Origin of the sequence: Pseudomonas sp. UYEF17 (assembly GCF_040546125.1) — a bacterium.
GTDB lineage: Bacteria > Pseudomonadota > Gammaproteobacteria > Pseudomonadales > Pseudomonadaceae > Aquipseudomonas > Aquipseudomonas putida_Z.
The window spans coordinates 16,598-39,440 of the sequence record NZ_JBEPNE010000017.1 but is presented as its reverse complement, the minus strand read 5'-3'; the positions used below and the strand labels follow the sequence as shown (position 1 = coordinate 39,440).

Annotated in this window: 21 protein-coding genes; 9 read left to right on the top strand and 12 right to left on the bottom strand. The window is 62.0% G+C overall.

Going from position 1 to position 22,843, the window contains the following annotated elements:
• Positions 1 to 24: 24 nt before the first annotated feature.
• Positions 25 to 966, bottom strand: coding sequence for a 2-hydroxyacid dehydrogenase (locus ABIB24_RS21345; protein ID WP_354317146.1), 942 nt, complete (start codon positions 964 to 966; stop codon positions 25 to 27).
• A 99-nt stretch (positions 967 to 1,065) separates the two neighbouring features.
• On the opposite strand from ABIB24_RS21345, the gene ABIB24_RS21340 reads away from it, so the two are divergent.
• Entirely contained in the window at positions 1,066 to 1,953 is an 888-nt protein-coding gene (locus ABIB24_RS21340; protein WP_354317144.1) for a LysR family transcriptional regulator, read from the top strand.
• Positions 1,954 to 2,062: 109 nt separating this feature from the next.
• Here ABIB24_RS21340 and gudD read toward each other — a convergent pair whose 3' ends face one another.
• Entirely contained in the window at positions 2,063 to 3,409 is a 1,347-nt protein-coding gene (gene gudD / locus ABIB24_RS21335) for a glucarate dehydratase (protein ID WP_015271908.1), read from the bottom strand.
• 19 nt (positions 3,410 to 3,428) lie between these two features.
• On the bottom strand, positions 3,429 to 4,781 hold the full coding sequence (locus tag ABIB24_RS21330; RefSeq protein ID WP_354317141.1) for an MFS transporter: 1,353 nt from the start codon (positions 4,779 to 4,781) through the stop codon (positions 3,429 to 3,431).
• A gap of 261 nt (positions 4,782 to 5,042) precedes the next feature.
• On the opposite strand from ABIB24_RS21330, the gene ABIB24_RS21325 reads away from it, so the two are divergent.
• Positions 5,043 to 5,744, top strand: coding sequence for a FadR/GntR family transcriptional regulator (locus ABIB24_RS21325; protein WP_354317139.1), 702 nt, complete (start codon positions 5,043 to 5,045; stop codon positions 5,742 to 5,744).
• Between the two features lie 125 nt (positions 5,745 to 5,869).
• Here ABIB24_RS21325 and ABIB24_RS21320 read toward each other — a convergent pair whose 3' ends face one another.
• The 4 genes from ABIB24_RS21320 to ABIB24_RS21305 all read right to left on the bottom strand — a co-directional run bounded on the left by ABIB24_RS21320 (position 5,870) and on the right by ABIB24_RS21305 (position 9,167).
• Positions 5,870 to 6,880 carry a zinc-dependent alcohol dehydrogenase family protein gene (locus ABIB24_RS21320; RefSeq protein ID WP_025340731.1) on the bottom strand — a complete coding sequence of 337 codons (1,011 nt, stop codon included), beginning with the start codon at positions 6,878 to 6,880 and terminating at the stop codon, positions 5,870 to 5,872.
• Positions 6,881 to 7,044: 164 nt separating this feature from the next.
• A complete protein-coding gene (locus tag ABIB24_RS21315; protein ID WP_025340732.1) occupies positions 7,045 to 7,635 on the bottom strand; it encodes an HAD family hydrolase in 591 nt (196 codons plus the stop codon).
• Positions 7,632 to 8,501, bottom strand: a complete 870-nt coding sequence (gene tesB, locus ABIB24_RS21310) for an acyl-CoA thioesterase II (RefSeq protein WP_274078614.1) — start codon at positions 8,499 to 8,501, stop codon at positions 7,632 to 7,634. Before tesB ends, ABIB24_RS21315 begins: the two co-directional genes overlap by 4 nt.
• Positions 8,502 to 8,597: 96 nt before the next feature.
• On the bottom strand, positions 8,598 to 9,167 hold the full coding sequence (locus tag ABIB24_RS21305; RefSeq protein ID WP_084785273.1) for a GNAT family N-acetyltransferase: 570 nt from the start codon (positions 9,165 to 9,167) through the stop codon (positions 8,598 to 8,600).
• Between the two features lie 179 nt (positions 9,168 to 9,346).
• On the opposite strand from ABIB24_RS21305, the gene pmrG reads away from it, so the two are divergent.
• The 3 genes from pmrG (at position 9,347) to ABIB24_RS21290 (ending at position 12,578) form a co-directional block, all read left to right on the top strand.
• Positions 9,347 to 10,033, top strand: a complete 687-nt coding sequence (gene pmrG / locus ABIB24_RS21300) for a lipopolysaccharide core heptose(II)-phosphate phosphatase PmrG (RefSeq protein ID WP_137162465.1) — start codon at positions 9,347 to 9,349, stop codon at positions 10,031 to 10,033.
• Positions 10,034 to 10,273: 240 nt separating this feature from the next.
• Positions 10,274 to 11,188 (top strand): histone deacetylase family protein, encoded by a 915-nt coding sequence (locus ABIB24_RS21295; protein ID WP_137164741.1) that lies wholly within the window; start codon positions 10,274 to 10,276, stop codon positions 11,186 to 11,188.
• Between the two features lie 148 nt (positions 11,189 to 11,336).
• A complete protein-coding gene (locus ABIB24_RS21290; protein WP_137162466.1) occupies positions 11,337 to 12,578 on the top strand; it encodes a TIGR03862 family flavoprotein in 1,242 nt (413 codons plus the stop codon).
• A gap of 116 nt (positions 12,579 to 12,694) precedes the next feature.
• Here the strand turns inward: ABIB24_RS21290 and rhlE1 are convergent, their stop codons facing one another.
• The 5 genes from rhlE1 to ABIB24_RS21265 all read right to left on the bottom strand — a co-directional run bounded on the left by rhlE1 (position 12,695) and on the right by ABIB24_RS21265 (position 17,408).
• The gene (rhlE1, locus tag ABIB24_RS21285) at positions 12,695 to 14,026 is read right to left on the bottom strand and encodes an RNA helicase RhlE1 (protein WP_013974320.1); all 1,332 of its coding nucleotides are present in this window, start codon (positions 14,024 to 14,026) and stop codon (positions 12,695 to 12,697) included.
• Between the two features lie 55 nt (positions 14,027 to 14,081).
• Positions 14,082 to 15,002: a drug/metabolite exporter YedA gene (gene yedA, locus ABIB24_RS21280; protein WP_274078613.1), complete on the bottom strand. Its 921-nt coding sequence runs from the start codon at positions 15,000 to 15,002 to the stop codon at positions 14,082 to 14,084.
• 394 nt (positions 15,003 to 15,396) lie between these two features.
• Positions 15,397 to 16,002 carry a 3'-5' exonuclease gene (locus ABIB24_RS21275; protein ID WP_137162467.1) on the bottom strand — a complete coding sequence of 202 codons (606 nt, stop codon included), beginning with the start codon at positions 16,000 to 16,002 and terminating at the stop codon, positions 15,397 to 15,399.
• 8 nt (positions 16,003 to 16,010) lie between these two features.
• Positions 16,011 to 16,490, bottom strand: coding sequence for a LabA-like NYN domain-containing protein (locus ABIB24_RS21270; RefSeq protein ID WP_004576858.1), 480 nt, complete (start codon positions 16,488 to 16,490; stop codon positions 16,011 to 16,013).
• 162 nt (positions 16,491 to 16,652) lie between these two features.
• Positions 16,653 to 17,408 (bottom strand): DUF2076 domain-containing protein, encoded by a 756-nt coding sequence (locus tag ABIB24_RS21265; protein WP_137162469.1) that lies wholly within the window; start codon positions 17,406 to 17,408, stop codon positions 16,653 to 16,655.
• A gap of 166 nt (positions 17,409 to 17,574) precedes the next feature.
• On the opposite strand from ABIB24_RS21265, the gene ABIB24_RS21260 reads away from it, so the two are divergent.
• The 4 genes from ABIB24_RS21260 (at position 17,575) to ABIB24_RS21245 (ending at position 22,838) form a co-directional block, all read left to right on the top strand.
• Positions 17,575 to 18,231, top strand: coding sequence for a YciC family protein (locus tag ABIB24_RS21260; protein WP_274078612.1), 657 nt, complete (start codon positions 17,575 to 17,577; stop codon positions 18,229 to 18,231).
• Between the two features lie 160 nt (positions 18,232 to 18,391).
• On the top strand, positions 18,392 to 18,922 hold the full coding sequence (locus ABIB24_RS21255; RefSeq protein WP_274078611.1) for a hypothetical protein: 531 nt from the start codon (positions 18,392 to 18,394) through the stop codon (positions 18,920 to 18,922).
• Positions 18,923 to 19,562: 640 nt separating this feature from the next.
• Positions 19,563 to 20,357, top strand: coding sequence for a Hachiman antiphage defense system protein HamA (locus ABIB24_RS21250; RefSeq protein ID WP_010791936.1), 795 nt, complete (start codon positions 19,563 to 19,565; stop codon positions 20,355 to 20,357).
• Positions 20,358 to 22,838: a DEAD/DEAH box helicase gene (locus tag ABIB24_RS21245; RefSeq protein ID WP_121757805.1), complete on the top strand. Its 2,481-nt coding sequence runs from the start codon at positions 20,358 to 20,360 to the stop codon at positions 22,836 to 22,838.
• Positions 22,839 to 22,843 lie beyond the last annotated feature (5 nt).

Below are 22,843 nucleotides of genomic sequence, written 5' to 3'. Positions count from 1 at the left end.
GAGCCGGCTTGCCGGCGATGGGGCCTACGCGCAATTCGGGGGAACCTCGCCGCGGAAGCAAGCAGCGAGATTCGATAAAACCATCTGCCCCATTTCCAGCCGGGTTTGCAGCGTGGCGCTGCCTCGATGCGGCTGCAGAACGACCTGGTTCAGGTCACGCAGCGCCGGCGGCACATGCGGCTCGTCGACGAACACATCCAGCCCGGCACCGGCAATGCGCTGTTCGCGCAACGCCTCGACCAGCGCGTCCTCATCCACCAACTTGCCGCGCGCTACATTGACCAGGTACCCCTCCGGCCCCAGTGCATCGAGCACCTCGGCCGTCACCAGCACCTGGCCGCCATCGGCGGCAGCGGAGACCACCAGCACATCCACCGAACGCGCCAGCTCGACCAGGTCGGCCTCATAGCGGTAGCCGGTTTCTGGTTGCTCGCGCCGCCCGTTGTAGGCAATGCGCATGTCGAATGCAGCGGCACGCCGAGCGATAGCCTTGCCCACCTCACCAAGCCCGACGATGCCCAGTTCGATACCGCTGACCTTGCGCGCCAATGGCAGGTCGACCTTGCCCCACAAGCCATCACGCACCAGCCGCTCGCCCTCGCCCAGGCGGCGCAAGGTACCGATGATCAAGCCCATGGCCATGTCGGCCACATCGGCGGTGAGCACGCCCGGCGTAGTGGTGACATGGATGCCGCGGCTGGCCGCATGGCGCAGGTCCACGGCATCGGTGCCGATGCCGCTGATGGCGATGATCTCCAGCGCGGGCAGTTGCTCCATCAGCTCATTGGACAGGCCCTTGGCACCGCCTGTAACCACACCACGAATGCGCGGGCCGGCTTCGTCGAGCAACTGTTGCGGGTTGGAATGCTGATACAGGCGATGTACCCGATAGGCGCTGACCAGCCGGGCGTCGATGGCCTCTGGTACTGGCTGGGTCAACAGCACTTCGATGGGGTTTTCGTTCATGGTGGGCATCCGGCAGTTCGAAGACATGACCCGATGCTAGGCCGGCATTTGATACAGGTCTAATATAGATGCTGGATCGAATAATTCAGGAATTGAATCATGGAGCTGCATCAGCTGCGCTGTTTCGTGGCCGTGGCCGAAGAGCTGCATTTCGGCCGCGCCGCCACCCGCCTGCACATGACCCAACCGCCCTTGAGCCGGCAGATCCAGTTGCTGGAACATGCCCTCGGCGTGTTGCTGCTCGAGCGTAACAACCGCCAGGCGCGGCTGACCCTGGCGGGCCAGAGCTTTCTCGAAGACGCCCGTCGCATCCTGCAGATCGCCGAGACGGCCAGCCAGTCGGCGCGGCGCATCGCTCATGGCGAAGCGGGCCGGTTGACCCTGGGTTTCACTGCAGTAGGTGCCTACAGCATGATCCCGCGCTTGCTGGTGCATGCCGGGCAGGCGCTGCCGGACATCGAACTGGTGCTCAGTGAACGCGTCTCCAGCACCCAGGTGCATGACCTGGAGGCAGGGCTGATCGATGTTGGCCTGGTGCGCCAGGTGCTGCCCAGCGCGCGTGTGGAGTATCTGCCGATCCACCGCGAACCCTTCATCGCCGCTCTGCCCGCCGGCCATGCGCTGGTGGCACGTGAGCGGCTCAGGCCGAGCGATTTCGATGAACAACCGTTCGTGATGTACAGCGCCAACGAAGGGCGCTATTTCCATGACCGCATCGCCAACCTGTTTGCCCGGCATGAGGTGCAGCCGCGGTACCTGCACCAACTGGGGCAGACTCACTCGATACTGGGGCTGGTCAATGTGGGGCTGGGCTGCGCGGTGGTGCCGGCCTCGGCGCAGGCATTGCGGCTGGAGCAGGTGGTGTTCAAGCCATTGGTGGGGATGGAGCAGCAGGCGGAGATTTTCCTGGCGTTCTGCCGGGATAACCCTAACCCGGTGCTGGGGGCATTCGTGGCAATGGCGCGGAAGTTTTTCGAAGCAGGTTGATTTGTGCCTGCCTCTTCGCGGGCTTGCCCGCTCCCACAGGATAAATGCAGGCCTGGAGCCTGATGCAGTACCTGTGGGAGCGGGCAAGCCCGCGAAAGGGCCAGCAGCCTCAACGCACCAGGCAAGGCCGCTTGTTATCGAAGCTCCACCCCGGAATCAGGAACTGCATTGCCACGCTGTCATCCCGCGCGCCCAACCCCATGTTGCGGTAGCACTCATGCGCCTTGGCCAACTGGTCTTCATCCAGCTCCACCCCAAGCCCCGGCCGCGCCGGCACGTGCACATGCCCGTCGACGATGCGCAGTGGTTCGCGGGTCAGGCGCTGGCCGTCCTGCCAGATCCAGTGGGTGTCGATCGCAGTGATTTCACCCGGCGCCGCAGCCGCCACCTGGGTGAACATTGCCAGCGAGATGTCGAAGTGGTTGTTGGAATGCGAACCCCAGGTCAGCCCCCAGTCGTTGCACATCTGCGCCACCCGTACCGAACCCTGCAAGGTCCAGAAGTGCGGGTCGGCCAGCGGAATGTCCACCGACTGCAACTGGATCGCATGGCCCATCTGCCGCCAGTCGGTAGCGATCATGTTGGTGGCGGTGGGCAGGCCGGTGGCACGGCGGAACTCGGCCATCACCTCACGGCCCGAATAGCCGTTCTCGGCACCGCACGGGTCTTCGGCGTAGGCCAGCACATCGTGCTTGTCGCGGCACAGGGCAATGGCCTCCTTCAATGACCAGGCACCATTCGGGTCGAGGGTGATGCGGGCTTCGGGGAAACGTTCGGCCAGCGCCGTTACCGCTTCCATCTCCTCCTCGCCGCGCAACACCCCGCCCTTGAGCTTGAAGTCGCTGAAACCATAGCGCGCCTTGGCGGCCTCGGCCAGGCGCACCACCGCGTCCGGGGTCAGGGCCTTTTCGTGGCGCAGGCGGAACCAGTCGTCCTCGGCATCGGCTTCGTTGCGGTAAGCCAGGTCGGTCTGCTGGCGGTCGCCGATGTAGAACAGGTAACCGAGCATCTTCACCGCCTCGCGCTGCTGCCCCTCGCCCAGCAGTGCCGCCATCGGCACGTTCAGGTGCTGGCCGAGCAGGTCGAGCAGCGCCGACTCGATGGCCGTCACCGCATGCACGGTGATGCGCAGGTCGAAGGTCTGCAGGCCGCGACCAGCCGAGTCACGGTTGGCGAAGGTCTGGCGCATGGCATTGAGCACGCGCTGGTAATGACCGATCGGCTGGCCGACCACCAGGCTGCGGGCGTCCTCCAGTGTCTGGCGGATCTTCTCGCCGCCCGGCACCTCGCCCAACCCGGTATTGCCGGCGCTGTCACGCAGCACCACCACGTTGCGGGTGAAGAACGGGCCATGGGCACCACTGAGGTTGAGCAGCATGCTGTCGTGCCCGGCGACGGGGATCACGCGCAGATCAGTGACCACGGGGGTGCTGGTGTGAAGGGTCTGCATGTTCATGGTTGTTGTCTCGCAGTCATCAATGGCTCTGACCCAGGGCCGAAGGGGCCTTGAGGTCATCGGAAGGGACGCCCTTTGGGCGAGTGCGTACGAAGAAGATGGCAATGGCCGCCAGCACCGAGGTCACCGCCAGGCCGTACAGGCCGCCCTGGATCGAACCGGTCTGCTGCTCCAGCAGGCCGAAGGTGGTGGGGGCGACGAAGCCGCCGAGGTTGCCGACCGAGTTGATCAAGGCGATCACCGCAGCGGCGATGCGGGCATCCAGGTAGCCCTGCGGGATCGGCCAGAACAGTGACGACGCCGACTTGAAACCGATGGCCGCGAAGCACACCGCGACAAAGGCGAACACCGGCCCACCCGTGGTGGACATGAACATGCCGATGGCAGCGATCACCAGCGCACCTGCGACCCAGGCCTGCTGGAACTTCCAGCGCGCCGAGCCGGCGGCGAAGACATACATGGCCAGGATCGAGATCAGCCACGGGATCGAGTTGAAGAAGCCGACCTGCAGGTCGCTGAGGTCACCCATGCGCTTGATGATGCTCGGCAGCCAGAAGGTGGCGGCGTAGATGGTCAGCTGGATGCAAAAGTAGATCAGGCAGAACAGCAGGATCTGGCGGTCCTTGAGCAGGCTCCAGGCCGAAGGCCTGACCGCGCCGACCGCTTCGCGCTCAAGCTGCTCACGGTCGATGGCGCCCACCAGTGCTTCCTGCTCGGCCTGGTTCAGCCACTTGGCGTCCTGCGGCCTGGAGTCGAGCCAGAAGAACACGAAGAAGCACAGCGTCACCGAGGCCATGCCTTCGATGAACAGCATCCACTGCCAGCCATGCATGCCCAAGCCCTGGATCTGCATCAGCGCGCCGGCCAGCGGCCCGGAAATCAGCGACGCCAATGCCGAGCCGCTGAGGAAGATGGCAATCGCCTTGCCACGCTCGGCGGCCGGCAACCAGCGGGTGAAGTAGTAGATCACCCCGGGGAAGAAGCCCGCTTCGGCAACGCCCAGCAGAAAGCGCAGCACGTAGAACTGGGTTTCGTTCTGCACGAAGGCCATGGCCGTGGCCACCAGCCCCCAGGTGAACATGATGCGGGTCAGCCACAGCCGTGCCCCGACCTTCTGCAGCAACATGTTCGAGGGCACTTCGAACAGCGCGTAGCCAATGAAGAACAGGCCGGCGCCAAAGCCATAAGCCGCGGCGCTGATGCCCAGGTCGCTTTCCAGATGGGGGCGGACGAAGCCGATGTTGACGCGGTCCAGGTAGTTGACGATGAACATGATGACGAACAGCGGCAGGACGTGGCGCTTGACCTTGGCCACGGCGCTGGCCAGGGCGTCGCCTTCATTCCGGGCAGACGGAGCGAGGGTATCGTTCACTTGCGGATCTCCCACTAATTGTTTTTGTGCGGGTCGAGGTTGTCTGACATGGCAGTGGGGAGGAGCATATGCGCAGCGCAGTTGTACGACAAGATCAGCAACATCGGCAAAATCACAAAATACAAGCCACCGCAAAGCCTATATGCATCGATCTTGCAAAAATAGACAAACTACTCACCGGCTTTAGCGCAGGAAAAAACGGCAAAAAATATTTTTATCGATTAACTTGTCGTACAAGCACAACAACAATCGGATCACACCATGGCCACCGAACAAGCCCACAAACGCGGCCACAGCCGTGCCCATGACCTGGTCTCCAGCCTGACCCAACAGATCTTGCTGGGTACCTTCAAGCCAGGCGACAAGTTGCCCTCGGAAAACAGCCTGGTGCGCGAACATGGGGTCAGCCGCACCGTGGTCCGCGAGGCCCTGTCGAAATTGCAGGCCTCGGGGCTGGTGGAGCCACGCCACGGTATCGGTACGTTCGTGATGGAGCGCCAGGCCCAGGCCGGCCTGCGCATCGCTGCGGAAAGCGCGGCGAATGTGCGTGACCTGCTGGAGCTGCGCATCGGCCTGGAAGGCCAGGCCGCCGCCCTGGCCGCGCTACGCCGTGACGAGGGGCACCTGAGGCGCATGCGCCAGGCGCTGGATGACTACCAGGACCTGGCCGCCGCCGGCGACAGCTGCATCGAGGCCGACCGGCGCTTTCACCTGTTGATCGCCGAGGCCTCTGGCAACCTGTACTTCACTGAAATGCTGTTGCAGCTGGGCAACGGCCTGATCCCGCGCAACCGCATGGCCCTGGCCGAACGCAGCGGGGCGAAGCTGGCGCGGCAGGCGTACCTGGCCAACCTCGAGCATGAGGCGATCCTCAATGCCATCCGCCGGCAAGACCCGGACGCGGCGCGGGCGGCGGTGTGCCTGCATCTGTCCAATAGCCGCGACCGGTTGTTGCCGGACTAGGGGCCGCTGCGCGGCCCAATCGCAGGCAAGCCAGCTCCCACAGGGGTAGCGCAAGGCTCGAGGCCAATGCGGTCGAGGTGGGAGCTGGCTTGCCGGCGAATGGGCTGCAAAGCAGCCCCCGGCCATTACCAGGTCAGGCAGATCTTGCCGAAATGCCGGTTGCTCTCCTGATAACGGAACGCCTCGACGATCTGTTCCAGCTCGAAATGCTTGTCCACAACCGGCCGCAGGCCGTTGGCATCGATCGCCCGCACCATCGCCTGCTGCTGGGCGCGGCTGCCCACCAGCACGCCTTGCAGGCGAATCTGCCGCACCAGCGCCTGCACCAGTGGCAACTGCCCGGCCACGCCGGTGAGGATGCCGATCAACGACACATGCCCACCAATGCGCGCGGCAATCATCGATTGCTCCAGCGTCGCCGGGCCACCCACTTCGATCACATGGTCGACGCCGCGGTTGCCGGTCAGCTCGCGCACTTTCTCCCCCCACGCCGGGGTGCTCTTGTAGTTGATCAGGTGGTCGGCACCCAGGGCTTTCAGGCGCTCAAGCTTGGCGTCGCTGGACGAGGTGGCGATCACCGTTGCGCCAGCCAGCTTGGCAAACTGCAGGGCGAAGATCGACACACCGCCGGTGCCCTGCACCAGCACCGTATCGCCTGGCTTGAGATGGTCGTCGCTCATCAACGCACGCCAGGCCGTGAGACCGGCCGTGGTCAGCGTGGCAGCTTCTGCATGGCTGAAGCCCTTGGGCGCCAGGGTGAAGGCGGTGGCGCGAGCGGTGACCTGTTCACGGGCGTAACCATCGATACCGTCGCCGGGCACCCTGGCGAAGCCTTCCACATTGGCCTGGCCGTCGAGCCAGTCGGGGAAGAAGGTACTGACCACATTGTCGCCGACCTGGAACTCGGTGACGCCGCTCCCCACCGCGACCACTTCGCCAGCGCCATCGGCCATGGGGATGCGCCGCTCGCTCGGGCCCCACATGCCGCTGACAACGGCGAAATCGTGGTAGTTGAGAGAGCTGGCGTGCAGGCGCACGGTGATCTCACCGGCCTGGGGTGCGAGAGCCTCGCTGGTACCGACCTCGACCTTGTCGTAGCCGCCGCCGGGTTTTACGTAGATGGCCTTGCTGGTCATGGATAGGTCTCCGTTCAGGGAATAGATTGGGGTTCAGCATAGACAGGTCCGGCCTCTTCGCGGGTGAACCCGCTCCCACAGGTTGAGTGCTGGACTTGAGCTCGGAGCGGTCCCTGTGGGAGCGGGCAAGCCCGCGAAGAGGCCCGCACAGGCGACACAAAAACTCAGCCCAGCATCACCTTCAATGCCCGGCAATCGGCCGCATGCCAATCCACCAGCTCCGGCCACGGATTGTCCGGCAGGTTCACCAGCACTGTGCGCGCCCCTGCGGCCCGCCCACAGTCCAGGTCAAACCGGTAATCCCCCACCATCACCAGCTCACCCGGTGCCACACCCCAGGCATTGGCAATCTTCAGCAGCCCATCCGGGCTTGGCTTGGGCGCCGCTTCGTCACGCCCCAGAATGTGCTCCACCGGGAAGCAGTCCGCCAGGCCGATGGCCTCCAGCGTCACATGCGCCAACTCGCGGGCATTGCGGGTCAGAATGCCCAGCCGGCAACCACGCTGGGCCAGCTCGCGCACCAGTTCCACCGCCCCGGTGGCCGCCGTGGAAGCAATCGCCAGGTCACGCTCGTGCTCCAGCAGCCAGGCATGCTTGGCCGCCGCCTCGTCCGCCGGCAAGGCTGCCAGGTGGGTGAGGATGTCGTGCTCGGCCGGGATATCCAGCGCCACGCGGATGGCGGCAAAATCGTGCACGGCGACGGTCAGGGTGCCGTCCATGTCGAACACCCAGTTGCGCACCTCGCCCAGGCTCATGCCCAGTCCTTGCGGTGGCGAATCAGGCCTTCCTGGCACGACGACGCCACCAGTTGCCCGGCCTGGTTGAAAATGCTGCCGCGGCAGAAGCCACGGGCATTGCCCGCCCAGGGGCTGTCGGTGGCATACAGCAGCCACTCGTCGGCACGCAGGTTGCCATGGAACCACAGCGAATGGTCGAGGCTGGCGATCTGCATGTCACGCTGCCACACCGATTTGCCATGGGGCAGCAACGCAGTGGTCAGCAGGCCGAAGTCCGAGGCGTAGGCCAGCATGTATTTGTGCAGGGCGGGGATATCGGGCAGGTTGCCGTCGGCGCGGAACCAGGCGTACTTCACCGGGTCGCCAGCCTGGGGGTTGAACGGGTCGCGCTCGGTGACCGGGCGGATCTCGATCGGCTTGGCGCACAGCACCTTGTCGCGAATGCGTTCGGGCAACTGGTCGGCCATGGCCCGGGCCAGCTCGACTTCAGTGGGCAGGTTCTCCGGGCCGACCACCTCGGGCATCTGCGCCTGGTGCTCGAAACCGTCCTCGTCGTACTGGAACGAGGCGCTGCAGGTGAAGATCGGCTGGCCCTTCTGAATCGCAGTCACCCGCCGGGTGCTGAAGCTGCCGCCATCGCGCACGCGGTCCACCGAATACACCACCGGCAGGCTGGCATCGCCAGGGCGCAGGAAGTAGCCGTGCAACGAATGCACATGGCGTGCATCCTCGACCGTCTGGCTGGCCGCCGACAACGATTGGCCCAGTACCTGCCCACCGTACAGCTGGCGGAAGCCCAGGTCCTGGCTGCGGCCACGGAACAGGTTCTCCTCGATGGACTCGAGGCTCAACAGGTCGACCAGGTCGTCCAACACATGACTCATCGGGGGTTCTCCTAGCAAGGCAAACAGGTCTCTACAGCACTCTTATGAAGGCAAATGATACAGGGTTTGTCATTCGTGCCGGGCATGGCCATGCATTCAGGCGCGCAGGGTACGCTCCCAGTGTGCGCGGTCGATGCGGTACAGCACATGCGGGCGCAGCGGATGGCCCACGGGCAGGCGGGGGTGTTCGAAACTGCCATTCAGGTCCTGCTGCATACCGATGGCCTGCATGACCTTCTGCGAGGGCAGGTTGCTCTCGCTAGTGAACGACACCACCTCCTCCAGGCGCAATTGGGCGAAAGCACAGCGCAGGCAGGTCCACGCCGCCTCGCTGGCGAAACCCAGGCCCCAGTGGCGGCGTGCCAGGCGCCAGCCGATCTCCACCGCCGGCGCAAAATCGGCATCGAAGCCCACGTGCAGCAACCCGGTCATGCCGATGAAGGCACCGCTGTCCTTGCGCTCCAGGGCCCACAGGCCAAAGCCGTACTCATTGAAATGCCCGCGCACGCGGCCGATCAGCGCGGCTGCCTCCACGCGCGTCAGCGGCGCCGGGAAGTAGCGCATCACCTGCGGGTCGGCACACAGGGCGGCGAACTCGCGCAAGTCGTCGTCGTGCCATTGGCGCAGCACCAGCCGCGCGCTTTCCAGTTGCAGGATAGGGGTCATCGGGCGTGCTCCGGTTTTACCGTCTTGCAGTTTACAGCGTAGGCGCGGGTGCAGGTTTCACCCAGCCGGCGCAGCCGAATGCAATTTTCACACGCCCTTCACCGCCCCCCGACAGGCCTGTTGGCAGGATGCCAGCCAATACCGCCGCGCCAGCCGCGACCATGCCAACGGAGCAACGCATGCTATCGAGCAATACCCTGGGGCACCCTGCCATCCACGCCCGGCGCAAGCGACGCCTGACCCGCAAAGCCCTCGGGGCCGCCCTTGGCCTGTGCATGGTCGTGGCGGCGTTGAGCACCTGGCTGGCGACGAGGACGCACATCGTGGACCTTGGCAACGAACGACAATTGAGTGACAGCGGCCTGCTGCAGGACTGGGCCGAAGGTGCGGTGATCGTGATGATCCGCCACGCCGAGCGCTGCGACAGCGCCCCCGGCCCGTGCCTGGACGACCCCACCGGCATCACCGTGACCGGCAGCCAGGCTGCCGGACGTGTTGGCCAAGGGCTGCACCAGCTGGGCCTGAACAACGCCGATATGCTCAGCAGCCCGAAACTGCGCACACGGCAAACCGCGCATTTCATCCTTGGCCAGGCGGTGGCCAGTGAGGACTGGCTGGAAAGCTGTGACAGCCAGTTCGCCAGCGAAGCGCTGGCACACAAACGACCGGGGCATAACCTGGTGCTGGTGACCCACAACGGCTGCATCGACCATTTTGCCCGCCAGCAGAAAGTTGCGGGGGGCGAGCGTGAGAGCGGCTATGCCAGTGCGCTGTTCGTTTCGGTGGACGGCAATGGCAAGACGCGTATCCTCGGCCGCCTGAACGAACCGGACTGGCAACGGGTGCTGGCCAGTACCACGAAATAACGCCCCCTCGCGGCAAACACGCCCTGTAGGAGCGGCCTTGCGTCGCGAAAGGGCTGCGCAGCAGCCCCGGCAATTTGTGCATTTGCGCTGATACCCCGGGGCTGCTGCGCAGCCCTTTCGCGACGCAAGGCCGCTCCTACAAAGGCCGGCGCAGGCCAGGAGATTGATGCCTAGCAGGTTCTCCCACAGCAGTCTCCAGCCATGGCAAGATCAGCGCTGGCCCCGATTGCGACCCCACCCATGCCGTTGCCGCTGATCTACCACGAAGACTACAGCCCGGAGTTCCCTGCCGAACACCGCTTCCCCATGGACAAGTTTCGCCTGCTACACGACCACTTGATCGACAGCGGGCTGACCACCGACCAAGCCCTGCTGCGCCCGGACATCTGCCCCAACGATATCCTCGCCCTGGCCCACGACCGCAGCTACATCGAGCGCTACATGAACGGTGACCTGTCACGCGAGGACCAGCGCCGCCTCGGCCTGCCCTGGAGCGAGGCCCTGGCCCGGCGTACCGTGCGCGCCGTAGGCGGCTCGCTGCTGAGCGCCGAGATGGCGCTGCAGCACGGCATCGCCTGCCACCTTGCCGGCGGCACCCACCACGCCCATTACGACCACCCTGCCGGCTTCTGCATCTTCAACGACCTGGCCGTGATCAGCCGCTACCTGCTGGAGGCTGGCCGGGTACACCGGGTGCTGATCTTCGACTGCGATGTGCATCAGGGTGACGGCACCGCGCGCATCCTGCACGACACACCAGACGCCATCACCGTGTCGCTGCACTGCGAACAGAACTTCCCGGCGCGCAAGGCGCAAAGCGATTGGGACATCCCCCTGCCCCGCGGCATGGGCGACATGGCCTACCTGAAGGTGGTGGACGACGCCCTCAACTACCTGCTGCCACTCTATCGACCCGACCTGGTGCTGTACGACGCCGGGGTCGATGTGCACAAGGACGACGCCCTGGGCTATCTGCAACTGACCGATACAGGCGTTGCCGCCCGCGACGAAGCGGTACTGCGCCACTGCCTGGGCCGCGACATCCCGGTGGTGGGCGTGATCGGCGGTGGCTACAGCAAGGACCGCGCAGCCCTGGCCAGGCGCCATGGCATCCTTCATCACAGCGCAGCACGCGTCATCGGTTGTTCACAATGACTGTGGAACCGCTTGTGGATAACCTGCGGGAAAGGCGCTGCAGCCCTTTACAGGCAAGGCTTGCAGAGCACTGATCATTTTTTGAGCAGTGCTTCTGCAGGCCGCGCTGCGCTAGAATGCGCCTCTTTTCCACAGCCTGCTGCCCACCATGCCTGATCTGAGCCCCGCCTCCCCTCCCCTCGCTGTCGTCATCGGCGGCGGCCCAGCCGGCCTGATGGCCGCCGAAGCACTGGCCCAGGCGGGCCTGGCGGTCGAGGTGTTCGATGCCATGCCTTCGGTGGGCCGCAAGTTCCTGCTGGCGGGTGTCGGTGGCATGAACATCACCCATTCCGAGCCATACCCGGCGTTCGTCAGCCGGTATGCCGAGCGCCAGGGCGAAATCGCCGCGCTGCTGCACGACTTCGATGCCGACGCCTTGCGCCAGTGGATTCACGGCCTGGGTATCGAAACCTTCGTCGGCACCTCGGGCCGGGTGTTCCCCACCGACATGAAAGCCGCGCCACTGCTGCGCGCCTGGCTCAAGCGCCTGCGCGACAGCGGAGTAGTTATCCACACCCGTCACCGCTGGTTGGGCTGGAATGCCGAAGGTGGATTGCGGATTGCTTATCCACAGGGCGAGCGGGCGGTGAAGGCCGCCGTGGTGGTGCTGGCGCTGGGTGGCGGCAGCTGGGCGCGACTGGGCTCGGACGGTAGCTGGCAGCCGCTGCTGGCCGCACGGGCTGTGGATATCTCGCCCTTGCAGCCCAGCAACTGCGGTTTTGAAGTGGCAGGCTGGAGCGCGCTGCTCAAGGACAAGTTCGCCGGTGCGCCGTTGAAGAACATTGCCCTCAGCGTTCCCGGCAGCGCGCCGCGCAAGGGCGAGTTCATCCTCACCGCGCAGGGTGTGGAAGGCAGCCTGGTGTATGCATGGTCAGCGCCGGTGCGCGAGGCCATCAACCGTGAGGGCCACGGGGTGTTGCTGCTCGACCTGTTGCCGGACAAGCCTGTGGACAAGATTGCCCAGGCGCTGGCCAAGCCACGGGGTTCGCGCTCGATGGCCAAGCACCTGCACAGCCAACTGGGTATCGATGGGGTCAAGGCTGCGCTGTTGCGCGAGCTGACCGATCAGGCGACCTTTGCCGACCCTGGTGCCTTGGCGAGGGCGATCAAGGCATTGCCGATCACGCTGGTGCGCACGCGGCCACTGGATGAGGCGATCAGCAGCGCAGGCGGGGTGCGTTTCGAGGGGCTGGATGAGGGCTTGATGGTCAAGGGCATGCCGGGGGTGTTCTGTGCCGGCGAGATGCTGGACTGGGAGGCGCCGACTGGGGGGTATCTGCTGACGGCGTGCTTTGCCAGCGGCTTGCGCGCCGGGCGGGCGGCGGCGGATTGGCTCAAATCCAAAGGTTGACACTGTCCCCTGTGGGAGCGGGTTTACCCGCGAACACGGGCGAAGCCCGTGCCATGCACCGAGTCGCATTCTTCGCGGGTAAACCCGCTCCCACAGAGTCCGCGTACACTGCAAATCTACGGCTTACGCTTGCGCGCCCCACCATTGAAGCTCGGCACCTTGCGCACCGCCTTCACCGCCGGCTCCGCACTGCCTGATTCAGCACTGTCCATCCAACGCCCCAACCCGCGCTTGGCGCTGTTTTCCTTCGGCTTCTTGGGCTTCTTCGGCTTCTTGATCACCTGGCCACTGGCGTCGGTCATCGGCACCCGGTGGTCAGGGATGAAGTCCGGCTCTTCATGACGGGGCAGGGTCTGCCGGGTCAGCACTTCGATAGCCGCCAACAGCTGCACTTCATCCGCACACACCAGCGAAATCGCCTCGCCCTTGTTGCCCGCCCGCCCGGTACGCCCGATGCGGTGCACGTAATCCTCGGCAACGATCGGCAGGTCAAGGTTGACCACCAGCGGCAAGTCGTCGATATCCAGGCCGCGGGCCGCCACATCGGTCGCCACCAGCACCTGGATTTCGCGGGCCTTGAAGCTGTCCAGCGCGCGCTGGCGGGTGGCTTGCGGGCGGTCACCGTGGATACCGTCGGCATTCACACCCTCGGCCAGCAAGCGCTCCACCAGTTGATCGACGCCATTGCGGGTCTTGGCGAACACCAGCACCTGCTTCCAGCGCTGCTTGCGCAGCAGGTGGCAGAACAGGTCGACCTTGCGCTTTTTATCCACAGGTACCAGCCACTGCTTGACGCTGGTGGCCGTGGCATTGCGCGGGCTGACTTCGATGCTCAGCGGGTCGTTCAGGGCCAGCCCCGCCAGCATGCGGATCTGGTCGGAAAAAGTGGCGGAAAACAGCAACGTCTGGCGCTTGCGTGGCAGCGCGGCGTACACCGACTGCAGCTCTTCGGCAAAGCCCAGGTCGAGCATGCGGTCGGCTTCGTCCAGCACCAGGGTCTGCACCTGGTTGAACTTCACGGCGTTCTGCCGGAACAGGTCGAGCAAGCGCCCCGGGGTGGCCACCAGCAGGTCGACACCACGGCGCAGGCGCATCATCTGGGGGTTGATGCTGACCCCGCCATACACCGCGTAGGTGCTCAGCGGCAGGTTCTCGGCATACTCGCGCACGTTGTTGTGCACCTGCTCGGCCAGCTCACGAGTGGGCACCAGCACCAGCGCGCGGATCGAGTTGCTGGCCACCTTCTCGCCTTCCAGCGCCAGGCGCTGCAGCACAGGCAGGGCAAAGCCCGCGGTCTTGCCGGTGCCGGTCTGGGCCGCGGCCATCAGGTCGCGGCCGGCCAGCACGGCGGGGATGGCCTTGGCCTGCACCGGGGTCGGGGTGGTGTAGTCCAGTTGCTGCAGGGTGCGCAGCAGCGGTTCGATCAGGCCGAGTTTGGCGAAATTCATGGCAATACCGTCAGGGGGTTCAGCGAAGGCGGCAAGTTTACCGCATCACCCCTGCCTACTTGCAGATTTCGCCTGTCAACGGCTGCGCTGGCTCAGGTGCCTTGCGCCACTGCGGCAGGCCGATCAGCACCACCGCGCCGATGATCACCGCCATGGCCACACATTCTTCGGCACCAATCTGCTCACCGGCAAAGACGATGCCCAGCAGCACGGCCACTGCCGGGTTGACGTAGGCATAGCTGGTGGCAGCTGCCGGGCGCACGTGCTTGAGCAGGTACATGTAGGCACTGAACGCCAGGATCGAACCGAAGAACACCAGGTAGGCCAGTGCCCCCCAGCCGGCAGCGGTCGGCATCTGCGTCATGCGCTCACCAGACAGCACGCTGCCGAGCAGCAGCACAGCGCCACCAACCAGCATTTCCGCGGCGCTGGCCATGGGCCCCTGGGGCAGCGGCAAGGTCTTGCTCCACACCGAGCCGAATGCCCACGACGCTGCCGCAAAAATGATCAGCGCCGCGCCAATCGGGCTTGCCTGCAGGTTGGAGCCCAGGTTCAGCAGGCCGATACCCACCAGCCCGAGGGCGATCCCCGCCCACTCCAGCTTCGAATTGCGGTGCCCGAACAGCAGGCCGAACAGCAAGGTGAACAGCGGCACCGTCGCCACCGCCAGTGCCGCCACGCCCGAGGCCACACCGGCATGCTCGGCCACGGTCACGCCACCGTTGCCACAGCTGAGCAGCAGGAAACCGATCGCCCCCGCAGCCCGCCACTGCGGCCAGGTCGGTGCCGGCACACCGCGCCAGCGCAAGAAGCCATACAGCAGGCCCCCGGCAATCAGGAAGCGCACCCCGGCCATGAGCATCGGCGGCCAGCTCTCGACGCCTATGCGAATGAACAGGTAGGTGGAGCCCCAGACCAGGTACAGGGCCAGGAATGCGCCAATGAGCAACAACGGGAAGCGACGGGAGGCAGGCATGGGAAACACTCGAAATCCGTTTACGGGTGATTCAGTTTAAGGGCGTGCCTGGGTAAAGATAAGTTACAAAACCGGCTCAAATGAGCGGCACAATTTTGGGGCGTTGGGTTTGGGAGTTGTGTCGCCTGAAAGATCGAGCGCCGCCCGCGCGGCGCTTCGCAGCACAAGGCTGCTCCTACATTTGTTTCGGGCCAATTATTCCTGAGGCGAAAGCACGCGGCCCCTCTGGTGTCCACCTCGATATCGTGCCGGACAAACAAGGCGATCGCGTGCGCTCGTACAGGCGTGACTGGCCGGAAACAGATGTAGGAGCAGCCTTGTGCTGCGAAGCGCCGCGCGGGCGGCGCTCGATCTCCCAGGCGGCACAATACCCAAGGCGATCACCTGCTAGCCCTTAACAATACTTCGCCAAGACCTCACGAACCTTGGCGGCCGGGGTTTTCTGCAGGCGGCAGAGCAGGTCGTGCGAAAGCTGCTGTACACCGTGGCTCTGGCGCAGCACGCCAGCCAGATGTTGCAGCAGGTTGGCGGCCATTTCGGCATCGGCCATGGCACGGTGCGCGGTACCGGTATCCGGCAGCCCGGCCCAGCGGGTCAAGGTGCCCAGCTTGTGGTTCGGTGCCGCTGGCAACAGGCGCCGTGACAGCAGCAGGGAACAGGCGAAGGCCTGGCTGCGGCTACGGCCGATGCGGCTCAGTTCGTAGTCCCAGAACTTCTGGTCGAAGGCGGCATTGTGTGCCAGCAGCGGGGTGCCACCAACGAACTCGGCCACCTCATTCATCACCTTGTCCACCGGCGGCGCACTGCGCAGCATGGCGGTGGTGATGCCAGTGAGCCCGGCGACGAAGGCCGGTACCGGCACACCCGCGTTCATCAGGCTCTGGTAGCGCTCGACGATGCGCCCGCCCTCCAGCATCACCACCGCCACCTCAGTGGCGCGGCAGCCGGCGCCGGGGCTGATGCCGGTGGTTTCAAAGTCGATGACAGCGATACGTTCCATGAAAAATCTCAGTGTTTTAGCAACAGCGCACCCTCGATGGGCACATAGCGGGTGGCAGCACGGATCAGCGACAGTGCGGTAAGCCCGGGCACACCATACACCACTGCCTCGGTGCCATGGCGCTGTATCACCCGCTCCAGCAGCAGGTCGAAATCGCCGTCGCCGGAGGCCAGTACCACTTGGTCGACGCGGCTGGCGGCGTCGATCACATCCAGGGTGATACCCACATCCCAGTCACCTTTGGCCGAGCCATCGCTGCGCTGGATGAAGGGCTTGAGGCGCACATCGAAACCGAGATTGCGCAGGATCTGCTGGAACTGCTGCTGCTTGCTGTCACCACGGTCGATGGCATAGGCCACGGCCTCGACGATCTGGCCTTCGCGGCTGACATCGGCCCACAGGGCGGTGTAGTTGAAATGGCAGCCGTGGGCCTGGCGCACGGTGTAGTAGAGGTTCTGCACATCGGCGAACAGCGCGATCTTTTTCACCTTGGAACCCCTTGGTCGGCCTGGAATGCTGGGGGCTGCCTTGCAGCCCTTTCGCGACACAAGGCCGCTCCTACAGGGGTTCGCGTACCCTTGCAGGAGCGGCCTTGTGTCGCGAAAGGGGCGCAAAGCGCCCCCAAAATTGCCAGCAGTATGCCAGACCTGTCAGACGTACGAATCGTCGTCCGAGAAGAACCCGCCATCATCGCTGCCATAATCGCTGTCGGCATAACCACCCTGGTCGCTGCCCCAACCACTGTCGTCAGCCACCTGCTGCTGCGCCCCCGAGTCGTTCCAGCCTCCGCTGTCGCTGGCCGGGGCCGGCTCTTCCTTGATCACCTCGACCACCTCCTCCGGCTGCGAGTTGTGGTTGAACAGGCTGCTGATGCCCTGCGCCAGCAACACACCACCCGCCACACCGGCCGCAGTCTGCATCGCACCGCCGAGGAAGCTGCTGGCACCACTGCGTGCCGGCGCAGCGCCAAAGGCAGGCTGCTGCGCTTGTGGCTGGGAAAAGCCCGGCGCCGACGGCTCACGCCAGCCACCGCCGGATGCCACGGGGGCTGCAGCGGGACGCTGCGGTTGCACGGTCGGGGCCGCATTGCGCCCAGACGAACCAAAGATGCTGGACAGGAAACCACCACCGCCATTGCTCGGCGCGCTGCTGGCACGGGCGGCCTCGGCCTGGGCACGGGCCTGCTTCAGTTCGGCTTCCAGTTGCTTGTTCTGCTCGTCGAGGCGCTTGATCGCTGCCTCCTGCACCAGGATCGCCTGGGCCATGTAATAAGGCGCCGCCGGCTGCTGACGCACATGTTCCTCGATGCATGCCTGGGCCTGCGCATCACGTGGCTGGCTCGGGTCCTCGGCTTGCTTGAGGCGGCCGAACAGGCCGTCGATCAGGGTTTGTTCTTCAGTATTCATGGGGCGACCTCGTGGGGTAGCGGACAACGGACAGCGTCAAAGATGGGGCGTACAGGCGTGGGATTCAATCACCGGTGGCGTGAAACTTTTTTCAGCAAGTGACAGCCCCAGGCCTGCTTTGGGCTAAAGTTATGCCCCTGTTTTTACTGCCATGCGATGTAGACCGATGAACCCGCTGAGCGTCCTGCGCGACTCCCTGTACTTCTTCCGCCGCCACCTGCCGAACATCCTCCAGCTGTGCCTGCCGCTGGTGGTGCTGGAAGCCTTGCTCACCCAGCTGCTGTACCGGCAGATGGGCGACCAGGCATCGCCGGCCTACGGCATGCTGATCAGCCTGCTGTTCTACCCGCTGTACAGCGCCGCGCTGATCCTGTACCTCGACACCCGCAGCAACGGCCAGGAAATCGCCAAGCGCGACCTGTTCGCCCGCGCCCTGCAATTGTGGCCGCAGCTGGCCCTGCTGATACTGATCAGCTCGCTGCTGATCATGGCCGGCCTGGCGCTGTTCATCTTCCCGGGCGTGTGGATCATGATCAACCTGGTGTTCGCCGAGTACCTGCTGGTACTGCGCGGCCGGCCGGTGGTGCAGTCGATGCGCGACAGTGCAAGCATGACCACTGGGCACTTCATGCGCATCATGATCTGTGTCGTAGGTGTGCTGGCGCCGATCTGGTTGATCGACGGCCTGCTGCTGATGGCCTTCCCCGAGCCATCGCCCGGCATGGAGCTGGCCATGGACAGCCTCAGCGGCTTCCTGCAGTTGTTCAGCACCGTGGTGCTGTACCGCCTGTTCATGTTGCTCGAGGGTGAAGCCAGTACCTGAGCGAGGAATAAAACCTTCGTTCCACTTGGTCGCCTCCCAGCCTTGCTCGTCCATACAGCGCCAATGAACAAGGAAGCACTTCAAGCTTTGGCCCGGCCCGCCGCCTTACTACTGTACCCACGCAGAGGGAGCTCACCTCCCTCATTGGTGGAGAACAGTCATGAGTAACAGCATTACCAACTGGATCGCAGAAGCAAAATCTTTCAAGGCGCACATACATTGTCAGTCGGCATGGAAATACTGGGACGACACCCAAGCCAGGTACAAAGACATAATGACTTTCGACTCACCGGGGATAGATGAACCAGTCCGGCTGAGCGACGCTTCCGGGTTCGGCCTGGAGGAGGGCTGGCTGATCACCGGACGCCAAGCAGCGCCCACCACGTTCAACATCGAATACCACTCCGAGACTACGGATCGGATCCATGTCTACATCAACGGCACGGGCACCGACAGCGACAGAAAGGTCGAGATCAGCCGCAACGGCTATCTTGGCTTGTACCGAACCAACTCACCGGTCGACCTGATAAAACTCGAACCGCTGGAATGGGGCCCTGACACACTGCGCTGCCGCCTGCGCGACCATACGGGCCGTACCGTGAAAACGCTGTATCACATGCCTCCGGACAGCAATGTCTATCTGAATACGAACGATGGCGACATTGCGACATTTCTTATCACGCGCCAATAGCTGTCAGGTTGCCCCTGGAAAACCCGAGGTACACTGCCATGCGATATCAGGTACCTCTGGGTTTGGCCCGTGCCGTCGCCTCAGCCACTAGCGGGTCATCCGGCCAGTAATGAGTGGTACCAAATGACTGCTCTTAAGATTGACACCCCCTGCCTCCAGGAAAATCAGGGGCTAGCTCAATCGGGGTGCGACGGTGGTTGACTGTCAATTTCCTCACCATTGATTGACTGAAATCACCCTCCCCTGCCATCACGATTGACACCCCAAAATCACCCTCCCTTCCTGCTTCGTGCCGACCATTGACACCATCCCTAATGCGCATGGAAAGCCGGTAAAGCCAACAAGGGTGTTCAGCGCAGCTTAGCAACCTCGCAGAGGTGTGTAGTCATCAAGCATCGCCGAGGCCCCAAAGTAGCCTCGCCACCACCGACGTTAGTCTCTACTTTCTACAGAACCATCTCGCTATACTTCATGAAATGGCACAGTGCCGCCATGGCTTCTTCAGGCCTTGATCTGGCTCATCGACATAGTAGAAGTGGCGAATTCAGCGCAGCTAAAAAGTGTCTGCCAGACCCCACGCCGCTGCGACGGATGCAGCGGGAGGATTTCAGAGGCCACGGCCCCTTTGGATATTTGAGTTATGGATGGCGTTACTTTCAAGCAAGCCGGTCAGTACGCAATGTGCTGTATTGAGAACCTGTCGGACGAGCTCATAACGGCTCTACGGGACAACCTGACTCGAATTTGTCATGGCGCCGACCTGGGTAGCCGCAACATGGTCATCTTCAAATATGAGGCCACCCTGAAGTCGTTTTGGGATCGCTACTCCACCAAGGATCTCAACACCCGGACTGGCATGCTTGGCGAGCTACTTGCCCACGTCATCATCCTTAAAAAACTCGACAGTTTCGATGTGGTTTCTCCATTCTTCAACATGGAAGAAAAGCACATTCGAAAGGGTTTCGACCTCGTTCTCTACGAGTCCACTTCCAATGAAGTATGGATCACAGAGGTAAAATCAGGAGGGGCTGGTAAAAAGACCTCGTGCGCGGCCACCAAGGCATTACTGGCGAAGGCTCGAGACGATCTCAAGGGTCGCCTTGCTGAGGCAGAAATGAACCATTGGCTCAACGCCATGAACGCCGCCCAGAAGTCCATTAATGACAAAACCCGTTACAAAGAATCTGTGCTAGAAATCCTTGGCATGGAAGGCGAAAAAGCATATGGAAACTCTGCTGTAGCCTCTGACAACAACGTTGTTTTGGTTTCAGCACTCTTCAACGATGCTACTCAAAAAGTGGAAGAAGCGACCATTTCAGGCTTCACGGACAGCCTTTTGACTACGCCAATATTTAAAACAGTTTTGGTGCTATCCATCCAAAAAGGAACACTTCAAAAGCTTGAGGACTTCCTTCGCACAGAGGCAGGATGCTAAATGCAAGAGTTAACCATCAAGGAATTGGCCAAGACCCGTTTCAAAGACATCTACCTAGAGCTTCTCCGTGGAAGCCAGATGTCAGATGGGGATATCGTGAAGCTTTTGGCGATTGCAGTCCTGCTACTCAACCATCACGCGCCCGAGATCAAACGCCTTGGTTATCGAATCACGCTGTTCTATGGAAACCTGACTGGCCGATATGAGCCGCTTTATGATGTAGCTGTTAATAGCGGCCTATTGCCGGTTACTGCTGTGATTGGTAAGTCGTTCGAACAAGATGAGCGACTCAGCAGGTCTTTCATTCAAAACATTGTGAGCAGTTACGTAGACACATTCCGTGACCAGGGTATGGTGCTGACGGAGCAGCAGGACACGCTGAGAGTCTTCGTCCAAGATGAGTACGAGAACTCTTCGGTTGTTATCGCTCCGACCTCCTACGGAAAGTCCGAGCTCATCATCAAGTCAGTAAAAGACAACCCCTCTAAGCGCATTCTCATTTTGGTGCCATCAAAGGCACTTCTAGCGCAGACAAAGAAGCGTTTGATTTACGCGGACATCCCAAAGCTGGGCAAGGTTGTCACCCACCCTGAAATGTTCTCGCCCGAGCGAAACAACCGGGCTTTTGTCCTTACTCAAGAGCGCCTTAATCGCTTACTTAATGAATATAGTACCCTCAAGTTCGACATGGTTTTCGTGGACGAAGCTCACAACCTTCTCCAAGGCGATAGTCGCAATGAGCTTTTGGCCACAATGCTATGCATCCTGGGGGCCAGGAACCCTAAGACTTCATTCAAGTTCCTGACCCCTTTCCTTTGTAACGAACTCAACGTCCGAGTGCGTTACCTCGACATGACGCCCAAAGGTTTCAGGGTTGACGAATACATTAAATCCGAGCGCTTCTACACTCGGGATTTCAGAACTGGCAAGAATGACGGAAAGCTCAAGCTTTACGACCATTTCCTCAATCAATGGTTAGAGATAGAAAGAAAGTACAAGAGCGGCTTCGATCTCATCAAGGGCGAGTCGCTGGCCAAAAATATTATCTATGGCAATACCAAAAAGAAAATTGAGCAGTTCGCACTTGAGCTCGCTGAGACGCTGCCTAACATCGAGTGCCCATTGGTTCAAACAGCTTGCGATGAGCTTGAAGATGCGTTCGACAAACGATATCGACTGATTTCGTGCCTGCGGAAAGGGGTGATGTACCACCACGGCTCCATCCCTGACACCATCCGACTGTACTTGGAAAACCTGTTCCACCAGTCCAAGGCCATGAAGTATCTGGTTTGCAACTCCACTCTGCTTGAAGGGGTAAACCTCCCTATCGAACGACTTTTCGTCTTCGATTATTCGAAGGGTCGAGGGAACCTCACCTCGTCGCAATTTAAGAACCTGGTTGGGCGTGTGAATAGGTTCAGCGAGGTGTTTGCGCCCGAAGCAGGAACCACCCTCAAAAAGCTTGAATCGAGCATCTACTTGCTGGGGATGGACGGCTACACGAACAAAAAATCTAACCTCCAGACATTTTACGAGAAAGCGGTCAACGTCTCGAAGGTTGATCAGGACAGCGTTAGTAACGTTCTCCTTGAAGCGACCACCATATTGGAGGGCGAGGTGGCTGACCGCCATCGTGACGCTGTATCAAGGCTGGAGAACCTTCAGCCAGGGGTAGTCACTGGTCAAGAATGCAAGTACGTGAAAACGAAGGTTGGCCGGTTACTGATTGCCAACAGCGTAAGCGAGATCGATGTCTTCACCTCTGAGGAGGAGATAGACGACGCCATCAGCATGTCGGTTGATGCGAACGGCATGATCGACAACGCCGACCGCCTGCTGCTGGAGATCAAGACCTGCTTCATCGACAAGTTCGATGACAAGCGAAAATACAGCGACCTGAAGCGCCTCCAGAACAAAGCGACGATTGATTTTTACGCCATGTTCCTAGACTGGAAGCTTAAAAAAAATAGCGTTAAGCAAATCCTGAGATACACGCTTAAATACTGGAGCGAGCTCCCTGAAAAGAAAGGCACTGACTTTGTTTACGTCTCGAACTGGGGCGATACCAAATATGGTGACAGCCACTATACTTACTGGGTCAGAATTTCAACCAAGAACGACGTAGAAAAAGTCAACCTCGCTATCGTTCGCCTGAAAGAAGAAGATGACTTCTTCGACAACAAGATTTTCAAGTTTGTAGAAGTTTTGAATGGTGTTGGCGCTGTTGACCCCGGCTTTTACAAGCGCATCAAGTATGGCACCACCGACGATGCAAAAATTAAGCTGATCCGAGAGGGCTACAGTCGCGGGCTGGCTGAGCTGTTGCTGGATCGATACCCACGGTATGTTCGCCTCGACAATAATGGCGAAATCGAAGTCAGCTCAAGGGTCATCGGGCTCATGAGGGAAAATGAGGAGAGCGACCTGCTCATCTTTGAAGCCCAGATGAACCTGAAAGCCATTCCAGAATCAGTGGCGTAACGCTG